The 12,397-nt window shown below is 61.6% G+C and carries 19 protein-coding genes; 10 read left to right on the top strand and 9 right to left on the bottom strand.

Annotated elements, in window-relative coordinates; genetic code table 11:
• The first annotated feature begins 22 nt into the window (after window positions 1-22).
• The gene (locus ABD884_RS12715; RefSeq protein ID WP_345046120.1) at window positions 23-343 is read left to right on the top strand and encodes a DUF3040 domain-containing protein; all 321 of its coding nucleotides are present in this window, start codon (window positions 23-25) and stop codon (window positions 341-343) included.
• Between the two features lie 103 nt (window positions 344-446).
• Here ABD884_RS12715 and ABD884_RS12710 read toward each other — a convergent pair whose 3' ends face one another.
• The 5 genes from ABD884_RS12710 to ABD884_RS12690 all read right to left on the bottom strand — a co-directional run bounded on the left by ABD884_RS12710 (window position 447) and on the right by ABD884_RS12690 (window position 3,040).
• Entirely contained in the window at window positions 447-890 is a 444-nt protein-coding gene (locus ABD884_RS12710) for a pyridoxamine 5'-phosphate oxidase family protein (protein ID WP_345046119.1), read from the bottom strand.
• 69 nt (window positions 891-959) lie between these two features.
• A complete protein-coding gene (locus tag ABD884_RS12705) occupies window positions 960-1,403 on the bottom strand; it encodes a universal stress protein (RefSeq protein ID WP_345046118.1) in 444 nt (147 codons plus the stop codon).
• A 150-nt stretch (window positions 1,404-1,553) separates the two neighbouring features.
• Window positions 1,554-1,976, bottom strand: coding sequence for an Hsp20/alpha crystallin family protein (locus tag ABD884_RS12700; protein WP_345046117.1), 423 nt, complete (start codon window positions 1,974-1,976; stop codon window positions 1,554-1,556).
• A 121-nt stretch (window positions 1,977-2,097) separates the two neighbouring features.
• A complete protein-coding gene (locus ABD884_RS12695; RefSeq protein WP_345046116.1) occupies window positions 2,098-2,547 on the bottom strand; it encodes a pyridoxamine 5'-phosphate oxidase family protein in 450 nt (149 codons plus the stop codon).
• A 112-nt stretch (window positions 2,548-2,659) separates the two neighbouring features.
• Complete coding sequence (locus ABD884_RS12690; protein ID WP_345046115.1) at window positions 2,660-3,040, bottom strand: hypothetical protein; 381 nt, start codon at window positions 3,038-3,040, stop codon at window positions 2,660-2,662.
• On the opposite strand from ABD884_RS12690, the gene ABD884_RS12685 reads away from it, so the two are divergent.
• A complete protein-coding gene (locus tag ABD884_RS12685; protein WP_345046114.1) occupies window positions 3,002-3,610 on the top strand; it encodes a hypothetical protein in 609 nt (202 codons plus the stop codon). The genes ABD884_RS12690 and ABD884_RS12685 overlap by 39 nt on opposite strands.
• Window positions 3,611-4,207: 597 nt before the next feature.
• Window positions 4,208-4,462 (top strand): hypothetical protein, encoded by a 255-nt coding sequence (locus ABD884_RS12680; RefSeq protein WP_345046113.1) that lies wholly within the window; start codon window positions 4,208-4,210, stop codon window positions 4,460-4,462.
• 272 nt (window positions 4,463-4,734) lie between these two features.
• Here the strand turns inward: ABD884_RS12680 and ABD884_RS12675 are convergent, their stop codons facing one another.
• Window positions 4,735-4,986, bottom strand: coding sequence for a hypothetical protein (locus tag ABD884_RS12675; RefSeq protein ID WP_345046112.1), 252 nt, complete (start codon window positions 4,984-4,986; stop codon window positions 4,735-4,737).
• Window positions 4,987-5,065: 79 nt separating this feature from the next.
• Window positions 5,066-5,263, bottom strand: coding sequence for a hypothetical protein (locus tag ABD884_RS12670; protein WP_345046111.1), 198 nt, complete (start codon window positions 5,261-5,263; stop codon window positions 5,066-5,068).
• Between the two features lie 16 nt (window positions 5,264-5,279).
• Between ABD884_RS12670 and ABD884_RS12665 the strand changes: the two genes are divergently transcribed.
• Window positions 5,280-5,744 carry a phage tail protein gene (locus tag ABD884_RS12665; RefSeq protein WP_345046110.1) on the top strand — a complete coding sequence of 155 codons (465 nt, stop codon included), beginning with the start codon at window positions 5,280-5,282 and terminating at the stop codon, window positions 5,742-5,744.
• A gap of 175 nt (window positions 5,745-5,919) precedes the next feature.
• Window positions 5,920-6,165 (top strand): hypothetical protein, encoded by a 246-nt coding sequence (locus ABD884_RS12660; protein WP_345046109.1) that lies wholly within the window; start codon window positions 5,920-5,922, stop codon window positions 6,163-6,165.
• 74 nt (window positions 6,166-6,239) lie between these two features.
• Here the strand turns inward: ABD884_RS12660 and ABD884_RS12655 are convergent, their stop codons facing one another.
• Entirely contained in the window at window positions 6,240-6,617 is a 378-nt protein-coding gene (locus ABD884_RS12655; protein WP_345046108.1) for a hypothetical protein, read from the bottom strand.
• Between the two features lie 600 nt (window positions 6,618-7,217).
• Here ABD884_RS12655 and ABD884_RS12650 point away from each other — a divergent pair.
• The 3 genes from ABD884_RS12650 to ABD884_RS12640 all read left to right on the top strand — a co-directional run bounded on the left by ABD884_RS12650 (window position 7,218) and on the right by ABD884_RS12640 (window position 9,542).
• Window positions 7,218-7,568 (top strand): hypothetical protein, encoded by a 351-nt coding sequence (locus ABD884_RS12650; protein ID WP_345046107.1) that lies wholly within the window; start codon window positions 7,218-7,220, stop codon window positions 7,566-7,568.
• Window positions 7,569-7,952: 384 nt separating this feature from the next.
• Entirely contained in the window at window positions 7,953-8,081 is a 129-nt protein-coding gene (locus tag ABD884_RS12645; protein ID WP_345035412.1) for a hypothetical protein, read from the top strand.
• Between the two features lie 102 nt (window positions 8,082-8,183).
• On the top strand, window positions 8,184-9,542 hold the full coding sequence (locus ABD884_RS12640; protein ID WP_345046106.1) for an IS110 family RNA-guided transposase: 1,359 nt from the start codon (window positions 8,184-8,186) through the stop codon (window positions 9,540-9,542).
• Window positions 9,543-9,749: 207 nt separating this feature from the next.
• Here the strand turns inward: ABD884_RS12640 and ABD884_RS12635 are convergent, their stop codons facing one another.
• Window positions 9,750-11,027 (bottom strand): ISL3 family transposase, encoded by a 1,278-nt coding sequence (locus tag ABD884_RS12635; RefSeq protein ID WP_345046105.1) that lies wholly within the window; start codon window positions 11,025-11,027, stop codon window positions 9,750-9,752.
• 92 nt (window positions 11,028-11,119) lie between these two features.
• On the opposite strand from ABD884_RS12635, the gene ABD884_RS12630 reads away from it, so the two are divergent.
• Entirely contained in the window at window positions 11,120-11,269 is a 150-nt protein-coding gene (locus tag ABD884_RS12630; protein WP_345046104.1) for a hypothetical protein, read from the top strand.
• 325 nt (window positions 11,270-11,594) lie between these two features.
• Window positions 11,595-12,263, top strand: a complete 669-nt coding sequence (locus ABD884_RS12625; RefSeq protein ID WP_345046103.1) for a hypothetical protein — start codon at window positions 11,595-11,597, stop codon at window positions 12,261-12,263.
• Window positions 12,264-12,397: the final 134 nt, after the last annotated feature.

The following is a 12,397-nucleotide window of genomic DNA, read 5'->3' as shown; positions in this document are numbered from 1 at the left end:
CCGCAGGCATAGGAGGCCGCTGATGGCTCTCTCCGAGCATGAAAAGAAGGCACTGGATCAGATCGCCCAGGAACTGGAGCACGACGACCCGAAATTTGCGTCCAAGTTGCGATCGGCGCCCCTGCGGACCAAAGCCCGGCACACGGCTTCCGGTATCTTCACCGCCCTCGTCGGATTCATTGTGCTGCTGACCGGAGTCGCAGCCCGCACCCCGGCCTTGGGAATCGTCGGGTTCACCATCATGGGTGTGGGCACCTACTTGGCAACGATGCGCGTCGCTTCCCTCAGGCTCCCACGGCGTCCGAGTGACTCCCCGTCGATGGGGCCTGCGGAGATGGGGTAGCTGGGACGGTGGCTATCAGTGAGGCGGGGGGTCTCAGAACGGCGCCGCAACAGCCTGCGCGCCGTCGGAGGAGGTCGCTGGGCGTCGGAGTCGGGCCCCGGAGTCAGGCGAGGTATACGTGGCGACCTGTCACGATGGCAGCGTGCATCCGGATGAAATCAGTCCTTGCCCCGCCGGCCCAAGGCTCTTCCATGATCTGTCCCCAAAGAAAGGTCAACAGCTCCGGTTCCTCCACATGAGAGGAGGGCCCACTCACCAGAACGGACCATCCCTCGTTTCGGTCGGGCCGTGCCTCATCAATCTCGAACGACGAACTAAGCCGAGGTACAGCGTCGCTGATGGTTCCGGCAGCAGAGGTGCGGAAGTAGATCGCCCGGTTGTGGACGAGATAGCTGACGGGGAGGATCATCACTCTGTTCTTGTAGTTGAATCCGAAGCGGCCTGTGTCTTGAGAGCACAGCAGCTCCCAGCACCGTTCCTCGCTGAGCTCCTCCGTGACATGCCGGGTACCGTCGATGCGGCTTGGTTCGATGTTGGGAAGGGACATTCGTTCTCCTTGGGGCAGGTTCAGCGGGTCAAGGCACGGGGCGAAGGGAACAAAGGTGGCCCGTGTATTTCAACTCTTCTCGGGAGCATGGACAACAAGGACCGGGCAGTGGGCGTGTGCAACGCAGGCTGAACTTACCGATCCGACCAGCAGTCCGCCGAATCCTCCGTGGCCACGCCTGCCGAGGACTATCATGTCCGCTTCCCGGCTAGCCTCAATAAGGGATTCCCGGGCGTGACCACGGACAACGCGAGAGACGACGTTGTCCGGCAAGTCCGGACCGAACACTTTGTCCAGGGATTCCTTGAGGACTTGCCCGGCGCTTTCTTCGAAGTCTTCGATGCCCATGGCCACATAGCCGCCATAGACCTGCGGGAACTCCCAGTAAGCAGTAGCTACCACTTGCGCGCCCAGCGGAACTGCAAGGTTCTGCGCCTGCCTCAGTGCCTCGAGTGAGGCTTCCGAGCCATCAACACCGACAACGATTCTGGCTGTGGATGCTTCCTTGCTCATAATCTCCTCCTGCGGTGGGGGTCTTTCCGTACTCCGTTAGCGTGACCGGTGGCTGTCCGCGACGATAGGGCCGAAAGACACACCCGAGACCCGCTTCGCGGACCGCACCCACACGAGGCACGGAGCGGCCGATCGGCTGGACCCTGTCTTCTAGTCTCGCGTTATTGGGATCTTACGAGCAGACGAGGATTGGACCTTCTCCGGAATCGGGGCGCGCACCTCAAGGACGCCGTCCTTGTATGATGCGGAGATATCGTCCTGCTGGACGCTGTCGGGCAGGGAGATCCTGCGCACAAAGGAGCCGTAACGGAATTCCGATCGATAGCTGCCTTTGTCCTTATCCTCCTTCTTCTCCTGCCGTTCAGCACGTATTTCAAGGAACCCTTCGCCAAGGGTGATGTCGACATCTTTCTCCGGATCGATCCCTGGCAGTTCCGCGCGGATCACCAGGGTAGTGCCTTCAACCAATTGTTCGACTCTGATTCCGGCTGCCGCCACATCACCTTCGAAGAGCCGTTCGATCATTTCGATGGGTGAGCGACGTGTGTCGAACCACCTGATTAAGTCCGTCATGACTGCCTCCTAAGCTTGGATCCCGTCAGGCCTGAACCGGTCTGACCCTTCCAGAGTGCGAATCCCTGGGAGGGGGTTCCAGAGGCTTTGGTCCCGTCACTTTCGGGGCCGGGGTGTCAGGTCAGGCATCCCGTGGGAGCCACCACTGGGATGGTGCGCTGATGACGAACCTGCGTCCACTCAGTTCCGCCGGCGTTATCCGGACCAGGTGGTCTTTGGTGCCCGGCGCCCACGGCGAGAGTTCCATAGCCGGGGTCTCCTGCAGTTCTTCATCTTCCGTGACAATCTCGGCATGACCCTTGACGATGACGCTCCATGCAATGGTGCCGTAGGTGTTCAGACCGTCCGCTTCAAGCACGATCCTTTGACCGGCCAGGATTGCATTCAGTTTGGTACCCGGGCCTGTCCGGAAGATCACCGTTCCTTCGTCGGGTATGTAGTTGATCGGGAAGATCTCCGGGTCGCCGCTACTGACGACCGCAACCCTAGCAACGGAGGAAGAACGGAGGTACTTCCAGCAATCATGGACACTGAGCACTTCGGTGTCCGGCCTCGACTCTAAATTCTCCATAAGGCTGAGCCTACAGATCTGGGCCAAGCGGCAGTAGAGGAACCGCCGGCGGTATCCAGTGTGACGAAGTGACAGGACCCAAGGAGATTCGACGGCCGGGAGCTGGTCGCGGCTACCGCGAGCTGCCCTCCACGTGGAGCAGCAAGCCGCGCAGGAGCATTGTCATTTCTTGCCGCTCCCGGCCGGCTTCCGTCATCCGGATCAAGGCCCCGCGGCCATCCCGGGGGGTGCTTTCCCCGGTGACGAGCCCGGCACTTAGCAGTTTGTAGATCCGCTTCGTCGTCCCCGCCCGGGAGGTAATGAGGTCGGCGGCTAGTTCCGATGGGGTCATCGGCCCTCCGACGCGAAAGTCCTCAGTGTCGACCAAGGGCTGGGCGAGTTTCGTCCCGTCGACACCCAGCTGGATGAGTCTGCCGGGGGACTCATCCGTGGCAGGAGTGGCAGGGAATCCGTCGTGGCCGTATTGCCGGCCGGTATCACGTTCCCTGCCCAATCCACGGTTCCGGTGTCGTACGCCGGGGGCGGGACAACATTTCCACGAGCGCTATCCATTGTTCTGAACGGATGCACGGCGGGTGGCGGCGGGGCCACACTCAGCTGCAACCTTGGGACCTCCTATGGAAACTGGAATGCCGGCGATTGCATCCGGTTCTCTCCGCAGGTTGCAGTGAATTCGCCCGCGAGCCTGGGAACCGAGTCTGGAAACGCAGTCCCCGGCAGCGTCCATGCAATGGACAGGCCCCAGCCCAGCACCAACTACACGATCACCGACGGCACGCTGGACGTGCACATCGTGCAGTCTGCCGCGACCCTGATGGTTGACCCGTTGGTCGGCCTTGATGCGGGTGCGCTCGTTGCGGGTAGGGGCGGCGCAGTGGTCCTGAACCGTCGTCGGCGTGCCGGCGCCGGAAACGAGGGGACTCGGCAAACGTCCAGGAAACCGCCGAGAAAACGGAAGAAAGTTTCCGGAATGCCATCACACTCGGGGGGCCTCCCTCTATTCATTAATGATTCTCGGAATGGGGAATCACTGAAAATCACTGAAGCGGACAGGGCTGGCTGAAAGCGCCACCCTAGGCAAGACGGCTTCGGCATCGAACTACTCGGAAGTATGATCCCGAATTGACAGGGACCGAATAGGCCAAGGATTTCGATGTTCAACGCACGAATAACTAACGGGGAAAAAATGGGAACGAAATTGAAAATGACAAGCAAGATTGCCACAACCACCCTAGCGATTGCAGGCCTCATGGTGGTGGGAACTGTGGGCGCAAACGCCTCGAGTGAGGCCCCCACGACTAATGCTGCAAATACGATTGCGCCAGGTGCAACGGGTGACGTCGGAGCTACGATTTTGAACAAATGGGGAACCGCCGCGACGGGTGAATTAACCCTTTTTCTTACCGCGCCATCACATTCGACTTTCCCCCTCAATCAAGTGTGGGGCAGCGATTTTATTCAGGGTGAACAGGAGACCGGCTCCAAGACGGAATTCACAAATTGCACCCGGTCGGACGACCTTAAGAGCATGACGTGCAAGGGGGCCATCACCCTTCCGGCTGCTGGAAACCAAAAGTACAGTGGCATGAGATTTACTACTCCTATTGCGGTCGACCCCACTGCACCAGCAGGCACTACTTTCACTGACGGTGAGTTCAATATGACCAACAGCCTAAAGAACAGTACGGGCAGCGAGATCAGTGGCGGCCGGACAGGTCTGCAGTACAAGACACCGGCAGCGGCAGCGATCCCAGTGGCGGCGGACCCGATGGCGGCGGACCCGGTGGCGGCGGTCCCGGTGGCGGCGGTCCCGGTGGTTGATCCGATTGTCGGTCTCGGTGCCGGAGTCGTTATCGCCGGTGCGGGAGCCGCAGTGGCCCTGAACCGTCGTCGGCGTGTCGTCGCCGCAAGCTAGGACGTTGCAGCTTAGCAACCGCAGGCCCTTACGGGACTGAACAAACGTCCAGGAAGCCCCAGGCCGCCGGTCGGCACGGCGAAGTAGTCGTCGACCGGGGGTAAGTTCTCTTGGACTGTGTGCCCTCCGGCCCCGCTGCCGGAGGGCACGCGTTTCCCCTCCCAAAGGCACGGCCGTCCACGAGCCGGGCAGGCCACCGCTTTGTTCTCCTGCTTTCTGAACTTCGGGATGGGCATCAACCAGCTTCGGCGGGACAAGACAACGCTGGGCTGTCAGAGCCATTTCACGTATGGAAAGCCGTTCGAGCCAGTGCCCGGCAAAGCAATGGCGGCCCGGTATGTCACGTAGCGGAACCCGAGGCTGTACCCGGACAAGCCGATCGTCTGCGTCATGGACGCAGACGGTCGGCTTCCGGAAGACGCCCTGACCGAGGTGCTGCCCGCTTTCGAAGACCCCGACGTCGGGGTGTCCAGCTGACCGTGTGCATCCGGAACCGCATCACGAATTTCCTGCCCCGCCTCCACGATTACCAGTTCTGATCCCAGTAGCCCCAGCCCCGACTGCGAATCCAGTCGCTGCTGGCGGACATGGAATGAACAAACATCATCGCCGAAACCGGAACCCCAGCTGCGACGACGGACCGGAATTCACGGCCGCGACACTGATCGACTGGTGCAACACCGGCGGGTCGCGATCGCGTTCGTCGACCCGGATGGACCATTCGCCCCATGAAGGGCCCGGTCCGTCGTGCAGTCGGACGACTGTGAAGCACGTAGGCACGTTATCGTTGGTCCAACACATCTAATCAGGAGGGTGCATGCCGTACGTTGTTGACTTCCAGAACGTGTCCACTGCCGGTCTGGAGTCTTCTCCCGTTGCCCATGCGCTTGCCGGGTTGCGCGCCAACGAGGGCCGTTACTACCGGAACAAGTACGGCCACGTGTTCACTGTGAGCCCTGCGAGCGAGGTTCCGGAGGTGGTCGAGCGGGTGAGCCGGATCCTCAAGGACGAGCGAGACATCGTCATCGGCTCACGACCGCTCGAAGCGACCGCCTTCGAAGTGGACGGTTTGCGGATGGCTTATGTGTTCTACGAATCGGGGCTGTCGATCAACGTCATGTACAGCGTCGAGGACGGCGGGAAACGGGCGGTTGGATTCAAACTCGCCGATGGCATGGAGATTCCGGAGGAACTGGCATCACGTTTCAAGTTCGCACGCCAAAAATCGAAGCTGGCAGGAGTTATCCGCGGCTCCTATTTCGTGATCAAGGGCGAGTACTGAAGGCTGAAAGCCGGTGGTCAGGGTACTGGCAACGGGGGTAAATGCATCGTCGAGGGATGGTTCCGGCAGTATCAGGTACGTCTGCAAGGACGGCTGCCACCCGGGTCTCTTGGACTCATGAGTCGGGTACGAATGATCCGATAGGGGAAAGTTCCCCGGCGACGCCCATTTCTTCGTGGAGTTCGGCTTGAGTCGTCGCCAAGGGGGGGCGGCATTCACGGCGAAGCCGCGTGGCTTCGACAAAGTGGCCTCCAATTGTACGGTCTTGGCCCAAAGCGTGAACAGCACGGACAGCCGCACTACGCCAATCAAAGTCACCATCTCGCCAGATTCCTCTCTCAAGGCCTTCTCACCGTCGCCGGATTCCGGGGGCGACGACGGGAACGAGTGCGTCGCATTCATCCCAGAGAACTTCTCCTGATGATGCGGTGGCCTCGATGCCGATCGCGCTGACGAGCTCCCCTTCATGCTGCTGCCTCCCCGGGAGCATGCCCGTCAAACGACGTTCTTCCGGTCCGGGGCTGGTGGCGTAATCAATGGCTCCATCCCTGCGTTCGTCAATGAATGAGTGACCAGGTGGATGCCGAAAAGCGGGAGTCTGTGTCGTTCAGAACCCAGGCCGTGAACGTGATGACCTGCCCCGCCGTTGCCGTGACCGTATCGGCGCCCGCTGGTTGATCCGCTGGTCGGCCTCGTTGCGGGAACGGGCGCCGGCAATTGTCCCGAACCGGCGTCGCCGTGCTGGCGCCGGAAACTAGGGGACTCAGCAAATGTCCAGGAAGCATCCAGCCCGCTGATCCGCGCGGTGGAGTAATCGTGGACCGGCGGAAGACCTCCTGGGCCGTGTGCCGTTCGGCCCCTCCTGGAGGGCACGCTTTCACCCCCCCAAACGGCCGAGGGAAACCGTCGCCAGGGAAACGTAAGAAAGTTTTCGGAATACCGTCACACTCGGGCCCCTCGCCGCTATGCATCAGTGAATCTCGGAATGGGGAATCACTGAAAATCACTGAAGCGGACAGGGCTGGCTGAAAGCGCCACCCTAGGCAAGACGGCTTCGGCATCGAACTACTCGGAAGTATGATCCCGAATTGACAGGGACCGAATAGGCCAAGGATTTCGATGTTCAACGCATGAATAACTAACGGGGAAAAAATGGGAACCAAATTGAAAATGACAAGCAAGATTGCCACAACCACTTTTGCAGTTGCAGCCCTCATGGTGATGGGAACTGTTGGTGCAAGCGCCTCGACTACAGCCCCCACTGTCAATGCTGCAAACACGATTGCGCCAGGCGCGACGGGTGACGTCGGAGCTACGATTATGAACGTATGGGGCACCGATGAGACAGGTACCTTAACGCTCACTCTTACTGCGCCATCAAATTCGACATTCACCGACACTGATGTGTGGGGCTCCGATATTAACCAAGGGGTGCAGTCAAACGGCTCCTCACGGGTATTCACAAATTGCACTTTGTCGAACGGCAATAAGACCAAGGTGTGTAGTGGGAAGATCACCATTCCAGCCGCTGGAAACAGCAAGGAAAGTGGAGTTAAATTTACTACTTCTGTTGCCGTGGATCCCACCGCACCGGGAAACACTACTTTCACTGACGGTTCTTTCGATATGACGAACAGCGCAGAACTGAGTTCGGGGACCTCCAGTATCAGTGGCGGCAAGACTAATATGCAGTACAAGACGCCGCCAGTGGCTGCGGTCCCGGCGGTTGATCCGATGGTCGGTCTCGGTGCCGGAGTCGTTATCGCCGGTGCGGGAGCCGCGGTGGCCCTGAACCGTCGTCGGCGTGCCGTCGCCGGAATCTGAGACGTTGCAGCTTAGCAACCGCGGGCCCTTACGGGACTGAACAAACGTCCAGGACGCCCCAGTCCGCCGGTCGGCACGGCGAAGTAATCGTCGACCGGCGTAAGTTCTCTTGGACTGTGTGCCCTCCGGCCCCGCTGCCGGAGGGCACGCGTTTCCCCCGCCGCGGGCACAGCTGTCCACGAGGGGGCAGGCCGCCGTTTTGTTGGCTTGTATCCCTTAAGTACCCCCTGTTGAGGTGTGGTGGTCGTCGTTTACGGTGGCCTTGGGAGGGGCCGGGGTGGTGCCGGTTTTCGGCTGGGTGTCATGGCCCGTGAAAGAGATCGTTGCCCCCGGCCTGTCTTCCAAGCAGACCCGATTGAGGGAATTGGTGAAGGAGGGGAGGCGGTGCGCAGCACCGGCGTTCCTCCGTCAGCACCGGATAACTCACAAGCGCGGGAGGCCGTATCCGAGGGCATCCTCAACAGTTGCGGGCGTGTGCGGGAGATCGCCCCAGGCGCTGGAATGGGCGCATGACGGTTCTCCCGAGGTGGGATGCCCGACTGGTGGCCTTGGCTGGTGGACCGGCAACGACGGGTTGTCTCATCGCACGTATTCGATGCGAGAAGGAGAACCATCATGCAGGATCAGGATAAACCCGCCGTCCTTGTGCGGGCAGTGGCCGGTATCGACGCCGCGATCACGGCACGGCACCACATCGCATTACGCGAATTTTTCGATGACGGAACCGAGCATCTGAGCCGTTTCACGGTCGACCCGACCCTGGCAGGTCTGGAGCGCCTTTCGCAGCGGCTGGCCGCTGTTCCGGCACCGGTGACCGCGATCGTGGAACCGACGTCCATGACCTGGCTGGCGTTGACCCTCGCGGTCGAACGTGCCGGCGGTCAGATGGAAATGATCGGGGCCCGCCATTCCTCGCGGCTGCGCGGAGCCATCATGGGCAAGAACAAATCCGACGTCATTGACTCCGAGGTGCTGACCCATGCCGGGGAAATTTTCGACCCGCCCCGCCTGGTTCTGGCAGCCCCAGGACAGCTGGCACTGCGCCGGGCCGTGGTCCGCCGGGCGGGAGCTGTCATTGACGGCAACCGGTACTGGCGGCGGCTGCTGTCCCTGGCCCGGTGGGCCTTTCCGGACGTCTGGGCCGCGTTCGCGGGATCCGAGTCAACAGCCTTGGCCGTGCTGGGGCGCTGGCCCGACCTGCGCTCCCTGGCGTCGGCGCGCGCGGCCACCCTGACGGCCGTGGTCGCCGAACACACCCGTGACGTCGCCGACACCCCCGCCCGCGCCACCGCCATCAAAACCGCAGCCCGGCAATGGGCGGATTTCTGGGAAGGCCACCTGGACCTGGACGCACTGGCGGTGGATGTCACCGAGCACCTGACGGACCTGCACGAGTCCCGGGTCCGGGTGGAGCGGTTCACCTCCCACGCCCGCCAGTGGTGGGAACGGCTTTACGGTGATGACCCGCTGATCCTGTCCCTTCCAGGTATCGGCCCGGCCACGGGTGCCTGCATCCGCGCCTATTTCGGCGACGGCTCCGCCTTCGACAGCGCCAAGAAAGCGGCCAACTACGTCGGCATCACTCCTTCGAACTGGTCATCGGGGACCATGCACCAGGCCCGCCGGGCCATCGACAAGGAAGGCCCCGCACCGCTGCGTCTTGCGTTCTATCAGGCCGCCAGCGTCGCCCGGACCATGGATCCCCAGCTGGCGGCGTTCTATTACCGCCTCATGACCGAACACGGACACTGCCACACCCAGGCCACCATCGCGCTGGCCAGAAAACTGGCCGAAAGGACCTGGAAGACCCTCACCACGGGGCAGATGTATGAGCTCCGCGACCTCGAGGGGCGGCCCCTGACCAAACGGGCGGCGAAGGAACTCATCGCTTCCCGGTACACCGTGACGCCCAAGCAACGCACCCAGTCACGGTCCCACACCCTCACGGCCAAACGAGAACGCCTGACCCGATAACAACGTCCCTGCACCGTCGCTGACCAGGCGCGCCCCGCACGCTTGCCCCTTCACCAGCCGCGTCACGGCCGCATCGACAGGCGACGTCCAGACAAACCGCACCGCGAAACAACGGTGACGGGGCACTCACCATGCCCGCCGTCCACGGCTAAAAAACGCTTGACAAGCGTTAGGGAATCTCTTCCACTTTTAGCGTGGCGAAGGTGTTCAGCACGCTTGTTGGGCTGCTGTGTACAACAATAACCGGAGCCTGTAATGCTCGTGGTTCCGGTATCCGCGTGCCACCCGCTTCAGGTTTTTCGCGCTGAGGTTCGCCGCTTCGCTGCGGGCATTCGTCACCCGGGTCCTGCAGAACGTGAGCAGGTCCCTGCGCCACATTTTCATTGTCAGGAACAGTGATTTGGCTTCACGCATCCTGGTTGCTTTCACGGCGTGTTCGAGTTCGGCCCAGGCGCGGTGGAACGCGTCGATGTGATCGGTCTTCAGCAGCTGACGGACGTGTTCTTTGATGCCCCAGACGACGCCGAGTTCGATGTCGGAGGCGATGATTTCCTGCATCCGTCCGCGCTGGGCGCCGGACATGTTTTCCTGGTTGCAGGTCAGCAGTTTCCGGTACCTCCAGGCAGGATCCGTGGCCCGGCCGCGTCTGCCGTGTAGATCGTGGGCGCGCCGCCGCCGGACCTCGGTGACCATCTGGTTCGCCCGGGCCACCACATGCCAATGATCGACGGTGATCCCCGCCTTGGGCAGGGCCTTACGGACGGCCCGGCGGAACTCGGTGGACATATCCATAGCCACCAGTTCCACCCTGTTCCGCCACCACCGCGGCCGGGCACGGATCCAGTCCCGCACCGCCTGACCGCGGCGGCCGTCCACAATGTCCAGGATCGCCCCGGTATCCAGGTCGGTGAACACGATCGACCAGGGCTCGACCCGGGTGACCGTGCCGGCATCGTCTTTGAGATACCGGACCCGCCGGAAGCGGTGTTCATCCACGCCCAGGCGGCGGATGAGGCACCGGTCCACGCCTCCCTCCAGGACAGCGGTGTCGGCAGTGACGCGCATGACGGTCGTCCAGGAAACGCCGGCGGCCGCTGCAACCCGGGACACGGCACGCAGCTCGGTGGACAGCCCGGCGACGATGCCGGCCACCAGCCTGCTGGTCAAGCGCGAACGCAGCGGAATCTCCTCAGCGGTCTGCACGAAGGACCGTCTCGGACACTCCGGTTCCAAGCACGCCAGCCGCCGCTTCCGGACCAGCACTTCCACCGGCGCTCCGCCGCACTGGACGTCTCGGACGCGGTGGACCGGGCGGGCTTGGACCCGTGACGACAGCACGCCGCAGTCCGGGCAGGCGCCTTCCCATTCGACGGGCTCGACCAACACGGTGCGCTTGGCACCGGATCGCTCGGCAGAGAGCACAACATGGCCCTCCAAATTAAACAGAATCGACGCGGCATCACACGTCTGCGTAATCTGTAACAAGGCTCGTAGTCCTCAGCAATAGATGTCTCGACAACACCTATGCTCGCAGGGCTACGAGCCCCTTCATTTGAAGGACACCACGCTAAAAGTTGATGAGCTTGGTTGGTCCGCTGGTCGGGCTCGTTGCGGGAACGGGCGCCGGCAATTGTCCCGAACCGGCGTCGCCGTGCTGGCGCCGGAAACTAGGGGACTCAGCAAATGTCCAGGAAGCATCCAGCCCGCTGATCCGCGCGGTGGAGTAATCGTGGACCGGCGGAAGACCTCCTGGGCCGTGTGCCGTTCGGCCCCTCCTGGAGGGCACGCTTTCACCCCCCAAACGGCCGAGGGAAACCGTCGCCAGGGAAACGTAAGAAAGTTTTCGGAATACCGTCACACTCGGGCCCCCCCGCCGCTATGCATCAGTGAATCCCGGAATGGGAATCACTGAAGCGGACAGGGCTGGCTGAAAGCGCCCCCAAGCAAGTCAGCCTCAGCATCGAACTACTCGGAAGTGTGATCTCGAATGAAACAGGGACCGAATAGGCCAGAAGTGTCGATGTTCAACGCAAGAACAACTAAGGAGGAAAAATGAGAACCACACTGAGAATGACAAGCAAGATTGCCACAACCACCTTTGCAGTTGCAGCCCTCATGGTGATGGGAACTGTTGGTGCAAGCGCCTCGACTACAGCCCCCACTGTCAATGCTGCAAACACGATTGCGCCAGGAGCAACGGGCGACGTCGGAGCTACGATTCTCAACAACGTAGGCACCGCGGGGACGGGTTCCGTGACCCTTTACCTTACGGCGCCGTCAAATTCGACCTTCAGCAGCACCGATGTGTGGGGCAGCGATTTTGTTCAGGGGGTGCAGTCCACCAACTCATACAAGGCATTCACAAATTGCACTTTGTCGAACGGCAATAAGGACATGACGTGCAATGGGGCCATCACCATTCCGGCCGCTGGAAACAACAAGTACAGCGGCGTGAAATTTACTACTCCTGTAACCGTCAACTCCGCCGCACCGGCAAGCACTACGTTCACTGACGGTGTATTCAATATGACCAACAGCCTAGGCAACACTTCGGGCAACGATATCAGTGGCGGCAAGACTAATATGCAGTACATGACACCGGCAGTGGCTGCGGTCCCGGCGGTTGATCCGATGGTCGGTCTCGGTGCCGGAGTCGTTATCGCCGGTGCGGGAGCCGCAGTGGCCCTGAACCGTCGTCGGCGTGCCGTCGCCGCAATCTAAGACGTTGCAGCTTAGCAACCGCAGGCCCTTACGGGACTGAACAAACGTCCAGGACGCCCCAGTCCGCCGGTCGGCACGGCGAAGTAATCGTCGACCGGCGTAAGTTCTCTTGGACTGTGTGCCCTCCGGCCCCG

It is taken from the genome of Arthrobacter methylotrophus, from assembly GCF_039539965.1.
Classification (GTDB): domain Bacteria; phylum Actinomycetota; class Actinomycetes; order Actinomycetales; family Micrococcaceae; genus Arthrobacter; species Arthrobacter methylotrophus.
This window is presented reverse-complemented; position numbering and strand designations above follow the sequence as displayed.

Coding starts and splice junctions, on each gene's coding strand:
- ABD884_RS12715 (WP_345046120.1), top strand. CDS start 23: ATGGCTCTCTCCGAGCATGAAAAGAAGGCACTGGATCAGATCGCCCAG.
- ABD884_RS12710 (WP_345046119.1), bottom strand. CDS start 890: ATGTCCCTTCCCAACATCGAACCAAGCCGCATCGACGGTACCCGGCAT.
- ABD884_RS12705 (WP_345046118.1), bottom strand. CDS start 1,403: ATGAGCAAGGAAGCATCCACAGCCAGAATCGTTGTCGGTGTTGATGGC.
- ABD884_RS12700 (WP_345046117.1), bottom strand. CDS start 1,976: ATGACGGACTTAATCAGGTGGTTCGACACACGTCGCTCACCCATCGAA.
- ABD884_RS12695 (WP_345046116.1), bottom strand. CDS start 2,547: ATGGAGAATTTAGAGTCGAGGCCGGACACCGAAGTGCTCAGTGTCCAT.
- ABD884_RS12680 (WP_345046113.1), top strand. CDS start 4,208: ATGACCAACAGCCTAAAGAACAGTACGGGCAGCGAGATCAGTGGCGGC.
- ABD884_RS12670 (WP_345046111.1), bottom strand. CDS start 5,263: ATGTGTTGGACCAACGATAACGTGCCTACGTGCTTCACAGTCGTCCGA.
- ABD884_RS12665 (WP_345046110.1), top strand. CDS start 5,280: ATGCCGTACGTTGTTGACTTCCAGAACGTGTCCACTGCCGGTCTGGAG.
- ABD884_RS12640 (WP_345046106.1), top strand. CDS start 8,184: ATGCAGGATCAGGATAAACCCGCCGTCCTTGTGCGGGCAGTGGCCGGT.
- ABD884_RS12630 (WP_345046104.1), top strand. CDS start 11,120: ATGAGCTTGGTTGGTCCGCTGGTCGGGCTCGTTGCGGGAACGGGCGCC.
- ABD884_RS12625 (WP_345046103.1), top strand. CDS start 11,595: ATGAGAACCACACTGAGAATGACAAGCAAGATTGCCACAACCACCTTT.